The sequence below is a fragment of the Flavobacterium ginsengisoli genome (assembly GCF_029625315.1).
Lineage (GTDB): Bacteria > Bacteroidota > Bacteroidia > Flavobacteriales > Flavobacteriaceae > Flavobacterium > Flavobacterium ginsengisoli.
Map to the genome: position 1 here is coordinate 705,086 of NZ_CP121110.1, position 17,155 is coordinate 722,240.

General features: G+C 33.6%; 18 protein-coding genes and 1 pseudogene. 7 read left to right on the top strand and 12 right to left on the bottom strand.

Annotated elements, in window-relative coordinates:
• Positions 1–26: 26 nt before the first annotated feature.
• The 4 genes from P5P87_RS03005 to P5P87_RS03020 all read left to right on the top strand — a co-directional run bounded on the left by P5P87_RS03005 (position 27) and on the right by P5P87_RS03020 (position 2,786).
• Positions 27–1,049: a sensor histidine kinase gene (locus P5P87_RS03005; RefSeq protein WP_278021520.1), complete on the top strand. Its 1,023-nt coding sequence runs from the start codon at positions 27–29 to the stop codon at positions 1,047–1,049.
• A complete protein-coding gene (locus tag P5P87_RS03010) occupies positions 1,046–1,744 on the top strand; it encodes a LytR/AlgR family response regulator transcription factor (protein ID WP_278021521.1) in 699 nt (232 codons plus the stop codon). The genes P5P87_RS03005 and P5P87_RS03010 overlap by 4 nt, the downstream gene beginning before the upstream one ends.
• A 46-nt stretch (positions 1,745–1,790) precedes the next feature.
• A complete protein-coding gene (locus P5P87_RS03015; RefSeq protein WP_278021522.1) occupies positions 1,791–2,030 on the top strand; it encodes a hypothetical protein in 240 nt (79 codons plus the stop codon).
• A gap of 255 nt (positions 2,031–2,285) precedes the next feature.
• Complete coding sequence (locus tag P5P87_RS03020; RefSeq protein WP_278021523.1) at positions 2,286–2,786, top strand: GNAT family N-acetyltransferase; 501 nt, start codon at positions 2,286–2,288, stop codon at positions 2,784–2,786.
• A gap of 212 nt (positions 2,787–2,998) precedes the next feature.
• Here P5P87_RS03020 and P5P87_RS03025 read toward each other — a convergent pair whose 3' ends face one another.
• The 4 genes from P5P87_RS03025 to P5P87_RS03040 form a co-directional block, all read right to left on the bottom strand.
• A complete protein-coding gene (locus P5P87_RS03025; RefSeq protein ID WP_278021524.1) occupies positions 2,999–3,286 on the bottom strand; it encodes a DUF1772 domain-containing protein in 288 nt (95 codons plus the stop codon).
• Positions 3,287–3,335: 49 nt separating this feature from the next.
• Positions 3,336–3,485 carry an anthrone oxygenase family protein gene (locus P5P87_RS03030; protein ID WP_278021525.1) on the bottom strand — a complete coding sequence of 50 codons (150 nt, stop codon included), beginning with the start codon at positions 3,483–3,485 and terminating at the stop codon, positions 3,336–3,338.
• A gap of 46 nt (positions 3,486–3,531) precedes the next feature.
• Positions 3,532–4,119: an NAD(P)-dependent oxidoreductase gene (locus P5P87_RS03035; RefSeq protein ID WP_278021526.1), complete on the bottom strand. Its 588-nt coding sequence runs from the start codon at positions 4,117–4,119 to the stop codon at positions 3,532–3,534.
• 78 nt (positions 4,120–4,197) lie between these two features.
• Positions 4,198–4,968 (bottom strand): helix-turn-helix domain-containing protein, encoded by a 771-nt coding sequence (locus tag P5P87_RS03040; RefSeq protein ID WP_278021527.1) that lies wholly within the window; start codon positions 4,966–4,968, stop codon positions 4,198–4,200.
• Between the two features lie 236 nt (positions 4,969–5,204).
• Between P5P87_RS03040 and P5P87_RS03045 the strand changes: the two genes are divergently transcribed.
• The 3 genes from P5P87_RS03045 (at position 5,205) to P5P87_RS03055 (ending at position 8,199) form a co-directional block, all read left to right on the top strand.
• The gene (locus tag P5P87_RS03045; protein WP_278021528.1) at positions 5,205–5,765 is read left to right on the top strand and encodes an aspartate-alanine antiporter-like transporter; all 561 of its coding nucleotides are present in this window, start codon (positions 5,205–5,207) and stop codon (positions 5,763–5,765) included.
• 59 nt (positions 5,766–5,824) lie between these two features.
• Positions 5,825–6,880 carry an aspartate-alanine antiporter-like transporter gene (locus P5P87_RS03050; RefSeq protein WP_278021529.1) on the top strand — a complete coding sequence of 352 codons (1,056 nt, stop codon included), beginning with the start codon at positions 5,825–5,827 and terminating at the stop codon, positions 6,878–6,880.
• Positions 6,881–7,266: 386 nt separating this feature from the next.
• Positions 7,267–8,199 (top strand): T9SS type A sorting domain-containing protein, encoded by a 933-nt coding sequence (locus P5P87_RS03055; RefSeq protein WP_278021530.1) that lies wholly within the window; start codon positions 7,267–7,269, stop codon positions 8,197–8,199.
• A 96-nt stretch (positions 8,200–8,295) separates the two neighbouring features.
• Here the strand turns inward: P5P87_RS03055 and P5P87_RS03060 are convergent, their stop codons facing one another.
• From P5P87_RS03060 to P5P87_RS03095, 8 genes and pseudogenes are all read right to left on the bottom strand, one after another.
• Positions 8,296–8,742 (bottom strand): CopD family protein, encoded by a 447-nt coding sequence (locus tag P5P87_RS03060; RefSeq protein ID WP_278021531.1) that lies wholly within the window; start codon positions 8,740–8,742, stop codon positions 8,296–8,298.
• 20 nt (positions 8,743–8,762) lie between these two features.
• On the bottom strand, positions 8,763–9,479 hold the full coding sequence (locus P5P87_RS03065; protein WP_278021532.1) for an anaerobic ribonucleoside-triphosphate reductase activating protein: 717 nt from the start codon (positions 9,477–9,479) through the stop codon (positions 8,763–8,765).
• Positions 9,433–9,600: an anaerobic ribonucleoside-triphosphate reductase gene (gene nrdD / locus P5P87_RS03070; RefSeq protein ID WP_198858071.1), complete on the bottom strand. Its 168-nt coding sequence runs from the start codon at positions 9,598–9,600 to the stop codon at positions 9,433–9,435. The genes P5P87_RS03065 and nrdD overlap by 47 nt, the downstream gene beginning before the upstream one ends.
• The gene (locus P5P87_RS03075) at positions 9,581–11,704 is read right to left on the bottom strand and encodes a ribonucleoside triphosphate reductase (RefSeq protein ID WP_278021533.1); all 2,124 of its coding nucleotides are present in this window, start codon (positions 11,702–11,704) and stop codon (positions 9,581–9,583) included. Before P5P87_RS03075 ends, nrdD begins: the two co-directional genes overlap by 20 nt.
• 14 nt (positions 11,705–11,718) lie before the next feature.
• Positions 11,719–12,450, bottom strand: coding sequence for an iron-sulfur cluster repair di-iron protein (gene ric / locus P5P87_RS03080; RefSeq protein WP_278021534.1), 732 nt, complete (start codon positions 12,448–12,450; stop codon positions 11,719–11,721).
• A 30-nt stretch (positions 12,451–12,480) separates the two neighbouring features.
• Positions 12,481–13,995, bottom strand: coding sequence for an L-aspartate oxidase (nadB, locus tag P5P87_RS03085; protein ID WP_278021535.1), 1,515 nt, complete (start codon positions 13,993–13,995; stop codon positions 12,481–12,483).
• 29 nt (positions 13,996–14,024) lie between these two features.
• A pseudogene (gene nadA, locus P5P87_RS03090) lies at positions 14,025–14,958 on the bottom strand (quinolinate synthase NadA).
• A gap of 190 nt (positions 14,959–15,148) precedes the next feature.
• Positions 15,149–17,146, bottom strand: coding sequence for a TonB-dependent receptor plug domain-containing protein (locus P5P87_RS03095; protein WP_278021536.1), 1,998 nt, complete (start codon positions 17,144–17,146; stop codon positions 15,149–15,151).
• Between the last annotated feature and the right edge of the window lie 9 nt (positions 17,147–17,155).

The following is a 17,155-nucleotide window of genomic DNA, read 5'->3' on the forward strand; positions in this document are numbered from 1 at the left end:
ATATCTTTGTTTTAAAAATATACCGAATGTATAAAGGAACCATTACCAAAAGGCTCGAATGTCTAATTCATATTATTTATTGGCTTTTAATTTCATATTTCACTTTCGTGAAAAATCCGATTGGAGCACGATTTTCTGTACCCGATCTATTTCTTTGCACTTATTTTATTGTTTTCATTATTACGTTTTACTTTCATTATTTGATCGTAATGAAAAAGGTTTTCAAAGCTTTCAATTGGAAAAGGCTTTTCGTGGGAGTTTTCGTTTCGTATCTCATTTTTACTTTTCTAAGATTTGTTTTAGAGCAGATCATAACCAAACTTTTGTTTGATAGAGTAAATTATACCAACGTTAATTTTCTGAGTTATATGCTCGATAATTTGCATTATAGCAGTATGGCAATTATTTTGAGTTCGTTTCTTTGGTTCGTGATTTATTCGATTCGTCTTTTGGAATACAACAAGATTATTTTGGAAGAAAATAAGAATACCGAAATCAAATTTTTGAAAGCTCAGATTAATCCGCACTTTGTATTTAACACTTTAAATAACATTTACTCAATGGTTTATTTTCAGTCAGATAAGTCATTGATTGCAATTGATAAATTGAGTCAGATTATGCGTTTTACAACTTACGAATCACAGAAAGAAAAGATTAAACTTTCAGACGAAGTTGATTATATAAAAGCGTATATTGAACTCGAACAATTGCGTCATCAAGACAATGTTCGAGTTGATTTTAATGTCGAACTGAAAAATGAATTTGAAGAAATTCCGCCATACATTTTGTCGCCTTTGGTAGAAAATGCTTTAAAGCACGGAGAAGTTTCAGACTCAGAACCAATAGAAATTCAGCTAAAAGTTTCTTCTGAAAAATTGATTTTTAAAGTGAAGAATAAAATCGGAACACAGAAAAAAGATAGTTTGGGCGGAATTGGTTTAGATAATTTGCAAAAGCGTTTACAGATTCATTATCCCGAAAAGCACCAAATTAAAATCACTAAAGAAGAAAACCATTTTACAGCAGAACTTGAAATAGATTTAAAATGAATAAAAAAATAAACTGCATTATTCTAGATGATGAACCTTTTGCTGTAAAATTAATTGCCGATTACGCTTCTAAAATCTCAAGGTTAAATGTTTTATACGCCGACAGCGATGTTTTTAAAGCAATTGAAGTTTTAAATACAGAATCGGTCGATTTGATTTTTATTGATATCCAGATGCCGCAATTGACTGGAATCGAATTGATGCAGATGTTCAATCAGAAGTATAATTTTATTATTACATCAGCTTATCCGCAATATGCCTTAGAAGCTTTTCAGTTTCATGTGATTGATTATTTATTAAAACCGATTACGTTTAATCGTTTTTATCAAAGTGTAGAAAAGTTCATTCGTTGGCAGGAAACTTTTCAAATTTCTGAAAAAGCAGGAGATGATTATCTATTTGTAAAAGCGGATCGTAAGCATTATAAAATTGCTCTAAACGATATTTTATATATTGAAGGTTTGCGAGATTATATCCGAATTCATACTAATGACGAAAAGATAATGGCATTGGAGAATATGAAAGATATTTTGGAGAAACTTCCAAGTAATCAGTTTATTAGAATTCATCGTTCGTATATTATTCCAAAAGATAAAATTAAAGTAATTGACGGAAATCAGATTGTAATGAAAAGCGGCAATGCTTTGCCAATAGGAGAGACTTATAGAAAATTGGTTAGTGAGTGGTTGATGTAAGTTTATAATGTTTTATAAATAGAAAATTAAAGTATACTAAAAAGAAATGAAGAAGTTGGAATTGTATTGGAGAGACCTTAATATGGGATCGATTGTTGAAACCAATTGGGATATGAGAAGCTCTGGTAATATTTCGTTTAAATTTGATTATTTGGCTGAACTATCTGAAAATAAACATTTAGCTGACTTTATAAAATTCTCTATAAAAGATAGCATTTTATTAGATGAAGGAGTTCAGGATGATGATTTGATTTTTGCTCAAGCGGAAGAGGAAAAAAATTCTTGATTTAATAGTTGATACTACTACAGATTGGTATATTCTCGATGAGAAAGGCGAGAAAAGCATAATTCTTTGTCCAATATTTCATGAGGACGATCAGATAACATGGATGAAAGATTCGGACTATTTTTAATTTTGTTTTATTCCCTTGCGTCGATCAGTGCTTTTTGTGATTGGAAATTTTCGATATATTTACAAAAGAGAAATCCTGTTACTAATTTTAGAAGACAGCTTCTAATTCATTTATATTAATAGTACCAAATGCATATTATCTATCAAAGCCCCAAAATAATTATCCGCGAATTTTTGCCTGAGGAAAAACAGACATTCTTAGATCTTTTTGAAGATAATCAAGTGACGCAATATCTTCCTAATACTTCACCTGAAAGATATATCGAAATGTTTAGCGAACTGCTAGAAAATTATAAAAACAAAAATCTCAGCCGTTGGGCTATATTTGACCCTACCGATAATAGTTTTATAGGAATGTGTGTTGCCCGTATTTTTGTACACAATACAGATCAGATAGAGATTGGGTATGTGCTTAGTAGGGAATACTGGGGAAAAAGTATTGCTACAGAAGTATGCAGCGCTATAACGCAGTATTGTTTTGAAAATACAAATACAAATGAAGTGGTCGCTATAACAGATCTTGAGAACACTGGATCGCAAAATGTGTTGCAAAAAGTCGGGTTTAAGCGATTAAGCAATCTGATAAGAAATCAGGAGGAACTTGCTTATTTTAAAATAGAGAGATTATAATTTTATTTATGATGGTATTAAAACTTTAATTTGGTCCAAATGACTTTATAAAAGTATTTATTAAGATGTTGAATCGAATTCTGTCTCATCGAGGTAAATAGAATAAAGAAAAGCCTGAGATTATATAGTCTCAGGCTTTTCTTTATGCTTGGAAAATCTTTTCGTATTTTTTCGTTTTTAGAAAGTCATATTGCTTTTAGTTGCAGTCCTCTTTATTTGTTTTCTCGAATACAGGTTAAAATCACAATTAGCAAACTTAATATTGATGCAACTGTTCTTATGTTGTTCCAAAAATTCCAACGTCTTTCAAATATATTTCGCATTTGCTTTGTCGCTATTTCTGTAGAACTTGAAATGTCGAAAACTTCTAATTTGTTGTTCAGCGGAACGTTTACAAAAGCCGTTACCAGAAAAACACCTAATAAATACATTAGCGTTGCGGTAATCAAAAATATAAATGAGTTTTGATTGTAACGTGAAATACAGGCAATAACAAGCATTATTAAAGCACCAAAAAAGCAAGTGAAAAATAATGGATTTTGAATTTCTTTATTTATGTGCTCGCATAGCATTAAGAAATTCTTTATCGTTCAGTTTTCCTAAACCTAGCATAACAGAAACAGAGTAGGAAAAGAAAAGACCAGCCATTAAAGCAGTAAAAGTTGCCGCAATAATAAGTATGATATCAGTCAGTTTCATAGCCATTAATTAGAAATGCTAACCGCTTTTTTCAAATACTCTTTTGCTAAAACCTGTTGCAAAGCATGAAGTTCGCAACATCTGCGCGTGAAATTTTCAAATTGAGCCCTTTTAGATTCCCATCAAACCCAATTTTAAATTGATTGGTAATTTCTCCGTCTGTGAAAGCACTTGGTCTTACAATGGAATAATCCAAATCGCTGTTTAAAATATAGTGCTCCTGTAATTTATGATCTGCAAAAGCTTTTTTTAGCAACATTCCAAACATGATGTGTTTCCAGACAAAATTTAGGTTTGCGTAACTTTCGCCCATTCCTAATGTAGTTTGGCAAATCAATCTTTTTATTCCGGTATTTTCCATTGCTTCAATAATTGTTTTGGTTCCCGCGGCTCTGATTGTTCCTGTTCTACCATCACCTAAGGCGCACAAGACCGCATCTTGATTTTTTATTGCATTTTCTACTTGCTTGGCATTTAATACGTCTCCTTTATAAAGTATTAAATTGGTGTTGACTACATGTTGCATTTTTTCAGGATTACGAACAAAGGCTGTAACTTGGTGGCCTTGTGCTATTGCCTGTTTTACGAGTTCTTGACCTACTGTTCCTGTTGCTCCAAAAATTATAATTTTCATTTTATATCATTTTTTAAGTTAATGATACAAAGGTGCGACAGGGACTTTTTAGAAAATAGAATAAAAACGACAGTACTGTTATTGACTGAATTTTTTTGGTGTTTTGCCTGTAAATGCTTTAAACACTTTGATGAAATGTGATTGATCTGCAAAGCCATTTTCGTAAACTATATCAGTCAATTTTGTATAATTCTTTACGGACAATTGTTCCAATGAAGCTTGAAATTGCAATATTTGCGCAAACTGTTTGGGTGAAAGTCCAGTTTCTTTTAAAAATCTCCTTTCAAAAGTTCGTAGATTGATCTTTTGCTTCTCAGCAATGGCTCGAATAGGCACTTGTCCTTTTGCATCTATAATTTCTGCAATTGCCTGACGTATTTCTAGATCGAGATTTTGTTTTTTGGTTTCAAAATAATGTAGAAGCAGATTAGAAATAATGTCAATTTTTTCGTTTACAGTTTTGCATGAAATCAATTCCAGATTAAGTGCTGTAATTTTGTTGTCTGCATTGTCCAAATAATAGCAGTTATCATTTATGCTTTGTGGAAGAATACCAAAGAAGGTTTGCAAGACAAAAGGATACAGCTGAAAAACGAGAATAGAGTAAGATCCTGAAATTTCTAGCACAATTGGATTGATGGTTTGTCCGTAAACAAAAATTTCTGGCATTTTCTTATCATGAGGTTTTACCGTCAATCCATTTTCGGACTGATGAAACATCAAACCAGGAAAACCATCTGCAAAAAATGGCAAACTCGTTGTAGCTTTGTTCTCTTCGCTTTCAAATACCCAAATATTTTTTACAAAAAGCGAAATAGATTTATCTGGTATTATGGTTTGAAAATTCATTTTTGTCTTTGTAACAAGGGTTTTGTAGAATAATCGCTTGAATTTTTCATGCTAGAAATGGTTTGCATTTATGTTTATTCCAAATTAGCTCACTATCAAAAATAGCCATTTAGATTTAATTTTGTCATTGTTACTTTTCTGTTTACTAAACTGTGATTATAATTAATTATTTGTAAATAATTGAAATATAGTATGTTGGTTGCTTTTTTTGCTTAAATTTATATAAAAAAAGTAATATGGCTACAGCTATACTTAGAGAACATCCTGAACTGGCACTTTTTTTATGCTTGGCTCTTGGGTTTTTAATCGGGCGTATTAAAATAGGTACATTTAAAATTGGTGTAGTATTAGGGACTTTATTTGCTGGAGTGCTAATTGGCCAATTGGATATTGATATTCCTGATATTGTAAAAACTATTTTCTTTGACTTTTTCCTGTTTTCTACAGGATATAAAGTTGGTCCGCAATTTTTTCAAGGTTTTAAAAAGAATGCATTTCCGCAACTATTGCTCACTTTGGTGATTTGTTTGTCGTGTCTATTAGTGGCATATTCTGTCTCCACTTTTTTAGGTTATGATATAGGAACAGTTGCTGGATTATTGGCAGGTGCGTTTTCTGAATCAACTGTGATTGGAACAGCTTCAGATGCTATCAGCCACCTAAATCTTGCCGATGCAGAAAAAAGCCGATTAATCAATAATATTCCAGTAGCCTATTCTGTAACTTATCTCGTAGGAGCAGCGTCTTTTGTTTTCTTTCTAACCGAATTGCTCCAAAACTGCTTGGTATTAATTTAGTTGAAGAAAGCGATAAACTGGCCGAAACCATTTCTGGGGAAACTGAGTATGGTCCAGGAATGAAAAGCGCTTATCAGAGATGGATTATTCGAGCCTATAGAATAACCAACGAGAAATGGATAGGAATCAGTATAAGCGAGTTTGAAAGATTAATATCTAACAAGAATATTGTGATCCAAAGGATACGCCATAAGCATCAATTGCTAGACCCGAAACCCGATACTATAATTTATAAAGATGATGTTTTGGTTATTATGGGACAGCACGGAATCATTTTAGACAGTCTCTTTTCTATTGGTCCAGAAATCTTGGATGAGGATTTATTAAACTTCCCATTAGCACATTTAGATGTTACAATAACCAATAAAGCAATTGAAGGAATAACAGTAAAAGCTCTTCGAAAAGCCAGTTTTTATCATGGACTAATGCTAAACAAAATAACGAGAGAGAATCATGAAATACCACTTGAATCGAGAACAGTTTTAAATAGAGGTGATATTTTAAATCTTTCAGGTAGACCTGCAAAATTGGAAGAAGCAGCGAAAGAAATAGGTTATCTGGATCGTTTAACTCCAGAGACCGATATCATTTTTGTCGGTTTAGGTATTGTTCTTGGCGGACTTTTAGGTTTGCTTTCGGTAACATTATTTGGAGTTTCGGTAACTTTAACAACAAGCGGTGGTGCGTTGGTAATGGGATTAATTTTTGGTTGGCTACATTCAAGAACTCCAGTTTTTGGAAAAATTCCAGAACCCGCTTTGTGGATATTTGACAACGTTGGACTTGCAGCGTTTATTGGTCTTGTTGGTCTTGCAGCCGGTCCAAGTTTTATTTCAGGTCTTAAAGAAACCGGTTTTGGTATTTTGCTTGCCGGTGTAGCAGTTGCTTTAATCCCGCATATCATAGGAATGTATTTTGGAAGATATGTATTAAAAATAAACCCTCTAATCTTACTTGGCGCGCAAACAGGTGCAGGTACCTCAACAATCGGATTAAAAGCTGTTCAAGATGCAGTAGGAAGCAAGTTTCCAGTTTTAGGCTATACCATTCCGTACGCATTAGCTAATATATTATTGACCGCTTTTGGACCAATACTTGTTGGTATGATGTCTTGATGATACTAAATCAAATATCTCTATATTTAAAACTTATCTTAAACAGCCTTCAGGCTGTTTTTTTATGATTTATAATAACCTTTTTTAAGCTGGACTAAATAGTATAAGCGATTGATGTAGACGCTTTGTTTTCATGAAGTAGAACAATATGTTAAAAGATGAAAAAAGTTAATTGTTTACGGGAAAACGTACAAAAAAGTTGTTTTATTGAATTATTTTCGTACATATATGCTGTTTGAAGAAAAATATAATCTATCGCTGATTGACCCGAAGAATATTGTTTTATCTATTTAACCAAGTTGCTTAATTATTATAAATTTTGGTCGGAATAACTGAAACAGCGACCCTAAACTGACTGAAAGTAGGTAAATATAAACTAAATTATTATGAAAAATTTTACTTTTTTAATTGTTTTTTTATTTCTCGCAGTATTTAACGCAAATAGTCAAGCCACATCAAGTGGTTCAACGTTAACTATTAGCAATGTGGCAGGCACCGTTATTTACTATGAACATAATATAAATTTAGCTGGTGGGTATATAAATAGTTCTGGAGCTGGAGCACCATTAAACACTCCTATTAAAATTAAAATTTCGTCAGCTGGAACTAGCATTAATCCCTATTTTGTAACTGGTGAGTTAAATGGTGAATGTGATAGCTACTTAGCTGGTAGTATGAATGCTACAAATACCGAATTTATTACTACTTTAAATAACTGTTGCAACTCTGTAGCTGAAGGATTTGCAAATGGATTGCGTTTCGAAATTCCTATAAAATGTACTACTCCTGTTCAAGGCAGCTGTATTACGTATAATTTTTCTTCTGTTTGCAATCTATATTGCGCATCATTTTATTTACAAACAAATAATGCCATATGCAAAACAAAAAATTACACTGCACAAATAGGATTTACAGATGGCACTTCAACAACAATTACTATCAATTTTAATGCAAACAATACTGTTTTTTGCTTTGTTAAACCTATCAGCGGTATTTTATCATCTTCTTTTGCTGGCTGTAACGCATGTAATTCAGGTCCAAGTCCTGAAAGGATAGCCGCAACTGCCGACGAAACAGAATCTGAAAGTAAGTACGAGATTATTGTTTCTCCTAATCCAACAACATCTGTATTAAACTTTACAGGTAAAAACTTAGGAAAATATGTTATTTCCTTATTTGATTCTGAAGGTAGAGTTTTAATTAAAGACGCTAAGATCACCTCTGAAATTAATGTTGAGAAATTTATTAAAGGAATATACGTTTATGTCATTACGGATCAAAATGGTTTTAAACAAGAAGGAAAAATTATCAAAGATTAATTTTTAGATAGTTAATTGATTTATAGTAATAAGCATAGAAAAACAGCCGTTAGGCTGTTTTTTTTTAGTTGTATTTGATCTAAGATTTTAGTTACTTTAAATTCCGCCATAACGCAACGTTGCCCCCAAAACTAGCATTGCAACACCAATTGAAGTAACAGTTAATATAATGACGGCCATTTTATTGATATTATAAGGCTTAAGTTTTGGAATAATGAAAAATTGTGCACAAACCGCACAAAAGAAAGTGCAGAAAAGCAAAATCAGTTTTATTGAAACTACCTTTTCAAATCCGCTAGAAAAGTGAAACCAGGTTTCGGCTTTAATTCCAAAATCATACGCCATCCAGATTCCAGTTATAATAAGTAAAGCAAGAGAAGACATTCCGAGTTTTTCATACTTTTTTTCGAAATTTAAAATAATCTTAGGATCTTTTTTCTTCAATGCTGTTGGAAGGTAGCAAATAGCTAAAAGCAAATGACCGCCAACCCAGATTGTGGCTGCCAAAAGATGAAGTATTAATACAAAATGATGCAAAGTCATAACGTGTTCATTTTGAGTTGTCAATCTCTAAAAATAACTTTTATTTTTGGAGTTGAGAAGTTTTTAAATTGTATTTCTTTATTTGAAAGGTCTAGTTTTGAAAGTGTTGGCACATTATTCATAAAGTGTTGCACATAATAGTTTCCTTCAAAATGCTTAGATTCAAGATATTTTATCATATTCACAAAATCATTCTTTGTAATTAAAGAAGAATGAAAAGTAGTGCGAACTTCAAATGGAATATTGGACCGAATTAAAATAGAAAGGCTTTCTTCAAATTCAGAAAATAAGCCTGATTGCGTTAGGTGTTTAAAGGTATGAGGAAGACTTTTGAAATCTAACGCGACATAATCAATTAATTGATCATGAATCAGGCTATTCAATATTTTTGGGTTGGAACCGTTGGTATCTATTTTCACCGCAAATCCCATTGTTTTGATTTCTTTTATAAAATCAATTATTTTTTTGTGTAAAGTGCATTCGCCACCACTTAATACTACGCCGTCTAATAATCCTTTTCGAGTTTTTAGGAAGGAAAGAACAGAATCAAAATCTATTTTTCCTTTTCCTAAAACAATATCAGGATTATAGCAGTATAAACACCGCATGTTACAGCCTGCAAACCACACAATGCAGGCCGTTTTATGCGGATAATCTAATAAAGTAAAAGGCGTGAGGCTAAATATTCCTTTAATAGATAATGGTTTCTTCGAAATGTGTACGCTGTTGGTGTTCACCTTTTTTTCCAATATTAAAACTTTCTACAGGTCTGTGATATCCCATTACACGTGTGTAAACCAAACATTTACTTCTTTGCGATTTATTTTCTTCTAGAATCTTACGCGTTTTCGTTTTCATAAGCCAAGTGTTTTTGATTGTTTTTATTGAGCAAAATTTCGTCGCATTTTGGACAATATTCATGTTCCCCATTTAAGTAGCCATGAATAGGGCAGATGCTGAAAATTGGTGTTACGGTTATATAGGGCAGTTTAAAGTTGGTGAGAACTTTTTTAACGAAGTTTTTACAGGCTTCTGGACTGCTTATTTTTTCTCTCATATAAAGATGCAAAACTGTACCGCCAGTATATTTGCATTGTAATTCATCTTGAAGCAATAAGGCTTCAAAGGGATCATCGGTATGATCGACTGGAATTTGTGAACTATTCGTATAGTATATATTTTCATTTTGTCCCGCTTGCAGAATTTCTGGAAAGCGTTTTTTATCTTCCTTTGCAAAACGATACGTTGTTCCTTCAGCTGGCGTCGCTTCTAGATTGTAAAGGTTTCCTGTTTCTTCTTGAAATTCTTTCATTCGAAGTCGAATATGATCTAGAATTTCTGTCGCGAAATGTATTCCCGAAGTGTCGGTTATATTTTGTTTTCCTTCAGAAAAATTCACAACCATTTCGTTCATTCCGTTTACGCCAATGGTAGAAAAATGATTTCTAAAATGTTTCAAATAGCGTTGTGTGTAAGGATAAAGACCTCGGTCGTACATTTGCTGGATGAAGATTCTTTTCTTTTCTAAAGTCGATTTAGCTATTTGAAGCAATTCATCTAAGTGTTCAAATAAAGTAATGATATTTCCTTTATGCAAATATCCGAGACGCGCCATGTTAATGGTTACCACGCCAATACTTCCCGTCATTTCAGCACTTCCAAAAAGACCGTTTCCGCGTTTTAGCAATTCTCTTAAATCGAGTTGTAAACGACAACACATACTGCGTACAGCATTTGGTTTATAAGCTTCTGGATTTTCGATTCGATTCCCGTTATCATCCAATAGATATTGGCTTCCAATAAAATTCTGGAAATAAGATGAACCAATTTTAGCTGTGTTTTCAAAAAGCAAATCGACATTTTCTCCATTCCAGTCAAAATCTTCAGTAATATTTACTGTTGGAATCGGGAAGGTAAACGGCTGTCCGTTTGCATCACCTTCTGTCATAATGGTATAATAGGCTTTATTGATGAGATTCATTTCTTTTTGAAAATCAGCATATTTCAGATCTATCAGTTTTGAAACGCCTCTGTTTTTAGCTTCCAAAATCAGATTTTCATCAGTGACCTTTAAAAATAAATGTTCGTCATTTCGGGTCGGAATCTGTTCTTTTAAATCTTCTGGCACATTCCAATCCAATGTAATATTTGTAAAAGGGGATTGTCCCCAGCGTGCTGGAACATTTAAATTGTAAACAAAACTTCTGATTCCTTTTAAAACTTCATCATAAGAAAGCTGATCTTTAAAAACATAAGGAGCCAAATAGGTATCAAAAGAACTGAAAGCTTGGGCGCCTGCCCATTCGCTTTGCAGAATTCCTAAGAAATTAGCCATTTGGCCTAATGCTTCTCTAAAATGAGAAGGAGGTCTGCTCTCGACACGGCCACGCACGCCGTTAAAACCTTCATTTAACAGCACACGCAAGCTCCAACCAGCGCAGTATCCGGTAAGACAATCCAAATCATGGATGTGTATGTCGCCATTCCTATGAGCAGAACCTTCTTCTTTATTGTATATTTTATCCAGCCAATAATTAGCGATTACTTTTCCAGCGGTATTACTGACTAGTCCCGCGTTTGAATACGAAATATTCGCATTAGCATTAATTCGCCAATCTGATTGATTAATGTATTCTTCAACAGTTTGTGTACTGTCTATATAAGTGGTGTCATCGTTTAAACCATTAATATGTTCTCGCTGTAATTTTCTCGTATGGCGATAAATTATAAACGAACGCATGGTTTGGAAATATCCGTTTTCAAAAAGCACTCTTTCAATCATGTCCTGAATTTCTTCTACAGGCCACGAAAACTTTACCTCAAGACCAGAAAGAACAGTATTGTAAATTCTTTTGTCGACAGGCTGACTGACGCTCTGAAAGGCTTTTTGAATGGCATCCTGAATTTTATAAGCTTCAAAAGGCTTATAATCTCCATTGCGTTTTATTACATATTTTTCCATGGTTTCGTTTTTATTTATGACACTTTTTCAAATGTTTTTTCAAGCTCAATTGCTTTTGGAAACAAGATGTTGTTTTCCAGATGAATGTGCTTTTTTAAATCCTTGTCAAATTCCTCTAGCATTAGAAAAGCTACTTTATAAGTGTTACATGAGTCAACTGGCGGTGTATAATTATTGGTTAATGCCGCAATTCTCTTAAAGCGTTGTCCTTCTGTAACATGATCATCTTTTAAGGTTACAATTGGTGCTTCAATAGATAAAAAAGGCGGTGTTTCCAGTTCTGTACCTTTACTGTGTGCGGCTTTCATTTTTTTAATAAAAGGAAAAACAACCAACTCTTCTCTTTTCATATGAGCCGTCAGATCTAAATACGTTTTTGAAAAAATAGTATGAATTTCATGAAGCTCAGGATGAATCGCACCGTGAACACCGCATAATTTATTTAAATACTCCAATATAACAGGGGACTTTTCTGTAACATATCTATGATGAGTTTTTGTTATATAATCTGCAATCATATCTGCAGACCAGCTTTTGTAATCAAAAGACTGATTGGCAGAACTGTTTCTTGCTTTTTCGATATGCTCAATAAGAACACTTTCTTCTATATCTCTTTTTTTGCAGACTTCTTCGATAGTTCGATGTCCTTTGCAACAGAAATCAATATGGAATTTTGTAAAAATGGTCGCTGTTTTGAAATCATCTGCGACGATTTCACCAATGGTTGTTTTACTTGTTAGTTTCATAATGGTTGGGGGTATAGATTTTTTATGGTTTCAGCATATTTTTTGGTCTTCTGCAGCTTTACATTGTTTAATGATTAACAAAGAAGCGGCAATCATGTTCGAAAATTCGATAAATGGAATCGTAATTTCGTGGGCTTCTGTAAGCGAAACGGCATAATTATGAAGCTCTTTTATTTTTTCAAAAGCTAACTCAGCATCACGTTCTTCACTTGTGTAAAATGAAGTAACCAGTTTTTGCAATTCTTTTTTAAGTATTTCAAAAGCAAGATAATCATCAACTTGATGCGCCTTTGGAAATTTCGGAATTAGTATTTGTGATGAAAAGATAAATTCGGCAATAGTTTTATCTACATTTTCTGAAGCCTGATGTGCAAAGACTAAACCTTCAAGAAGAGAGTTTGATGCGAGACGATTTTTACCATGAAGACCTGTTCTAGCGCATTCCCCAATTGCGTAAAGATTTTTTATTGAGGTAACTCCATTTTGGTCTACTTTAATTCCGCCACACTGATAATGTGCAGCAGGAACAACTGGAATTAAATCTTTTTCAGGTCTAATACCTAATTCATTGCAATGTGCCGTGATGACAGGAAATTGATTTGCAAAAGCTTTAGCATCTAAATGCCTGCAATCTAAATAAACATGATTTTTTCCGCTTATTTGAAGCTCCTTACTAATGGCACTTGAAACCATATCTCGTGTAGCCAATTCGCCTCGAATATCATATTTGAATAAAAATCTTTTTCCTTCCTCATTTACTATATGAGCACCAAAGCCTCTAACAGCTTCGGAAATCAAAAACAACGGATTCTCTTTTCCTGTATATAAAGCTGTTGGATGAAACTGAATGTATTGCATATCAGTAATTTCGGCACCTGCACGAGCTGCAATCGCTAATCCGTCTCCTGTTGCTATTTTTGGATTTGTTGTGTTTTCAAAAAGTTGACCGCATCCGCCTGTGCACAAAATAACAGTTCTTGCTCTAATGTATTTAATTCGGTTGTGTTTCTTTTCAAAGAAAAATGCCCCGGTACAAGTAGTTTTAGCTTTTTTTGTTTCGGTATTTAAGTCAATGACCATATGATTTTCTAAGAGCTCAATATTGGGCATTTTCTTGATTATTTTGAGCAGTTTCTGCTCGATTTCCTGTCCGGAGCTATCTTTATGATGTAATATTCTATGTTGTGAATGCCCGCCTTCTAAACCTAGATCCCATTGTCCTTTTTCATTTTTATCAAAAGAAGCACCTATTTCGATTAGTTCTCGAAGTCTTTCGGGAGCTTGTTTGATAACCATATTAACAACTTCTCTATCGCAGAGGCCTCCGCCAGAACGAAGCGTATCATGTATGTGTTTGTTAAAACTGTCTTTTATTAGGTCTGTCACTACAGCAATACCGCCTTGAGCAAGCTGTGTATTGGTATTTTTGGCTGTTTCTTTCGTCATTATAACAATAGATAAGTCTGGGCGTTTTTTTGCTGTTTTCATAGCAAAAAATAATCCCGAAATACCAGAACCGATGATAAGTATATCTGTTTTAAGCATGTTATTTTGATTTAAGGTTATTGCATTTTTTATGATAGTTCGAGCATTCTTTTAATAGGCTTTAAGGCTTCTATTCTCAGCTCGTCTTTAATTAGCATTTCTGGTCTTTCATTTTTGAGGCATAAATACAGTTTTTCGAGTGTATTCATTTTCATATAAGCACATTCACTGCAGGCACAGCTATTGTGATCTGTGGTAGGAGCCGGAATCAGCGTTTTATCGGGTACAGCTTTTGAAAGCTCATGCAGGATACCGGCTTCTGTGGCCACAATGAAAACGGCAGACAGGATCCGTTTTAATGAAATTAATAATTCCCGAAGTCGAGCCAATGTAATGTCTCGCTTTTAAAATATGTTCTTCAGATTCAGGGTGTGCCGCAATTTTTGCAGTCGGGTTTTTGTTATATATTTCAATTAGTTTGTCTAATGAAAAGGCTTCATGCACAACACAAGAGCCTTTCCATAAGACCAGTTCGCGTTTGGTTTCTTTTTGAAGGTATTTGCCCAAGTTTTCATCTGGAGCAAATATGATTTTTTGTTCTGCTGGTATAGATTCGATTATCTTTTTTGCATTTGCCGATGTGCAGACTAAATCGCTCATAGCTTTTATTTGGGCAGAACAATTGATGTAAGTGACCACAATATGATCGGGATGCTGTTCTTTGAATACTCTAAAATCTTCAGGCGGACAGCCGTCGGCAAGAGAGCAGCCAGCGTTCCAATCGGGTAACACTACTTTTTTGTCTGGGTTTAAAATTTTTGCTGTTTCTGCCATAAAGTGGACTCCTGCAAAAACAATAATATCAGCATTTGTATTTTGAGCTTTTTTTGCCAGTTCAAGACTATCTCCAATAAAATCTGCTATTTCCTGAATATCCTCATCTTGATAATAATGAGCCAGGATAACAGCATTTTTTTCCTTTTTCAATCGGATTATTTCCTGTACTAAAAAGTTCTTGTTCATTTTTAATTCTTTGAATTTTCAGCTTCGCTAACCTATAAAGCTGATGGTGTTTATTTTTAAGCCTGTATTAAAATATATTTTAATACATAATTTTAATAGGGTAAATATATTATCATCATTTTTTTCAAAACATGATTCTAATCATACTGTTTTATATTTGTTTGTATATGTTAATCTTGAGAATTGAATTCTAATTAAAAGAGAAGCTGAGATTTACAAAGACATTTCGACCCATTCGCGGAATTTTATTCCAGTCGGCATAAGTGGTGTAATATTTGTCAAAAATATTTTCTACACCGGTTTGTATTTTTAATTTGTTTTGGCTCCAATTGAAAGTATAGCCTGCATTAAGTCCAAAAATGAGATAATCTGGAGTTTTAGTTTGTCCGTACACTTTTGCAAATTCATTTTGGGCCAGATTTCCTAAAGCATTAATTCCAGCATTAAATTTTTCTTTCTTAAAATCGATTCCAGCGCTGTATTTAATTGGACTTATAAATGGTAGATTATTTCCTTCATTATCTTTTCCTGAACTATAAGTGAGTTGCGATTTGAATTGCCAATTTTTCAGAAAATCGTAAGTCAGATTAAAATCAGTATTGAATATTTTGGCATTGTCAATGGCCTCATATCTTTTTACTCCAGAAGCACCAATAGTCATAGGAAGCGTATTTGAATCAATTTTGCCTATTATATAATTTGAAAAATAGAAATAGGATCCTGTAATTTTTGCTGTGATTTGCGATTTTTTATAGCCAATTGAAAAGTTTCCCTCAAGAGCATTTTCATTTTTTAGATTAGGATTTCCTATATAATCATAAAAATCACTGCTGTTATACAGATAAAATCCGTAGCCTTCAGAAACTGAAGGAGCTCTTTCGGCGTAAGCCAACCCAAATCCGAACTCAAACTGCTCTTCAATTTTGGTGTAATTTGCGGCAAAGCTTTTTAGAAAACGGTCCTTTGAAGCATCCATATCAGGATAAAAAATGCGGAGACTCGCTAATCCGAAATCATTTGCTACGGTATTATTCTGGAATCCGAGATTTGCGCCAATTCTCAGATGATCTTTTTCGGAAATTTGTATGTTATCTTCTAAAGACAATCCGTTATATAAAGTTCTGACATCGGGCCATGTATACATAAACATCAGATTTTCATTAGGATCTGTCGGATACATGGTCATCTCTGCAATTGACTTATTATAAAAACCATTCAAGTCAGCTAGAAAAGTATGGTTTTTAATTTTTCCTTTAATTCTCGAATAATAACCATAAGTATCAGACCATCCAGGCATATCCATGTGTATCGGTACATTTGGTCTTTTGGTATCGTCCATTTTATGAGTTATAGAATTGTAATAGCCTTTTGTTTCCCAGTTTGTTATAAGGTTAGATTTTGGCACATATTTATAACTTAGAGATACAATTTTAGCTTCGGCTAAAGAAACATCCATAGGAAGGGCAGGGTAGCCCACATTTGTCGCTTTGTCATAAATTACAGAAGCTTCCAAAAGATTTTGTTTGTTTATAAAATATCCAGCAGTAGCAGAAATATTGTATTTGGTAAATTGAGAAAAAGGGACTTCTTTATTGCCACCAGCTTTATAATTATCGGCATCACGATGCATAAAATCGATATGGGTATAAAATCGAGAATCATTATACCCTAAAGACGTACCAATAATTTTTTGAAGATTATTGCTTTCAAAACCAGAATTTAAACTGCCGTTCCAGCCTGTAATTTTATCACTAAACTGATTCCGTTTTAAATCGACAGATCCGCCAATTCCTGCACCGTGACAGCTTGCCTGCTGTCCAGACGCTACGGTGGCTTCGGCCAAATTTGAAACCTCAACATAAGAAGTAATCGGATCCATTTTGTCGGTACATGCGCCAAATATGCGCATTCCGTCAATCGTAATCACAGTGCGTTCTGTAGCCATGTTATTTATAAGTGGTTCCCAAGCATAGGCACCTCTTTTAATCATATTAATTTTTGATGATTTTGAGAGATATTCTTCTACAGAGGTTAATGATTTTGATTGTTTTAGATGTAAAGTAGGTTTGCTTCCAATGACAATTATTTCATTAAGCTTTACGGTTTCTAGACTATCATTTGGTTTTTCCTGCGCCCAGCATATTGTTGAAAATACAGCCAAGAAGGTTGCTGTTAGATTTTTCATCATTTCATACTT

What these genes read in the sequence shown, in the direction of transcription:
- P5P87_RS03005 (WP_278021520.1), top strand. Translation starts at nt 27, where the DNA reads ATGTATAAAGGAACCATTACCAAAAGGCTCGAATGTCTAATTCATATT.
- P5P87_RS03010 (WP_278021521.1), top strand. Translation starts at nt 1,046, where the DNA reads ATGAATAAAAAAATAAACTGCATTATTCTAGATGATGAACCTTTTGCT.
- P5P87_RS03015 (WP_278021522.1), top strand. Translation starts at nt 1,791, where the DNA reads ATGAAGAAGTTGGAATTGTATTGGAGAGACCTTAATATGGGATCGATT.
- P5P87_RS03020 (WP_278021523.1), top strand. Translation starts at nt 2,286, where the DNA reads ATGCATATTATCTATCAAAGCCCCAAAATAATTATCCGCGAATTTTTG.
- P5P87_RS03025 (WP_278021524.1), bottom strand. Translation starts at nt 3,286, where the DNA reads ATGCTTGTTATTGCCTGTATTTCACGTTACAATCAAAACTCATTTATA.
- P5P87_RS03030 (WP_278021525.1), bottom strand. Translation starts at nt 3,485, where the DNA reads ATGAAACTGACTGATATCATACTTATTATTGCGGCAACTTTTACTGCT.
- P5P87_RS03035 (WP_278021526.1), bottom strand. Translation starts at nt 4,119, where the DNA reads ATGAAAATTATAATTTTTGGAGCAACAGGAACAGTAGGTCAAGAACTC.
- P5P87_RS03040 (WP_278021527.1), bottom strand. Translation starts at nt 4,968, where the DNA reads ATGAATTTTCAAACCATAATACCAGATAAATCTATTTCGCTTTTTGTA.
- P5P87_RS03045 (WP_278021528.1), top strand. Translation starts at nt 5,205, where the DNA reads ATGGCTACAGCTATACTTAGAGAACATCCTGAACTGGCACTTTTTTTA.
- P5P87_RS03050 (WP_278021529.1), top strand. Translation starts at nt 5,825, where the DNA reads ATGAAAAGCGCTTATCAGAGATGGATTATTCGAGCCTATAGAATAACC.
- P5P87_RS03055 (WP_278021530.1), top strand. Translation starts at nt 7,267, where the DNA reads ATGAAAAATTTTACTTTTTTAATTGTTTTTTTATTTCTCGCAGTATTT.
- P5P87_RS03060 (WP_278021531.1), bottom strand. Translation starts at nt 8,742, where the DNA reads ATGACTTTGCATCATTTTGTATTAATACTTCATCTTTTGGCAGCCACA.
- nrdD (WP_198858071.1), bottom strand. Translation starts at nt 9,600, where the DNA reads ATGAAAACGAAAACGCGTAAGATTCTAGAAGAAAATAAATCGCAAAGA.
- P5P87_RS03075 (WP_278021533.1), bottom strand. Translation starts at nt 11,704, where the DNA reads ATGGAAAAATATGTAATAAAACGCAATGGAGATTATAAGCCTTTTGAA.
- ric (WP_278021534.1), bottom strand. Translation starts at nt 12,450, where the DNA reads ATGAAACTAACAAGTAAAACAACCATTGGTGAAATCGTCGCAGATGAT.
- nadB (WP_278021535.1), bottom strand. Translation starts at nt 13,995, where the DNA reads ATGCTTAAAACAGATATACTTATCATCGGTTCTGGTATTTCGGGATTA.
- P5P87_RS03095 (WP_278021536.1), bottom strand. Translation starts at nt 17,146, where the DNA reads ATGATGAAAAATCTAACAGCAACCTTCTTGGCTGTATTTTCAACAATA.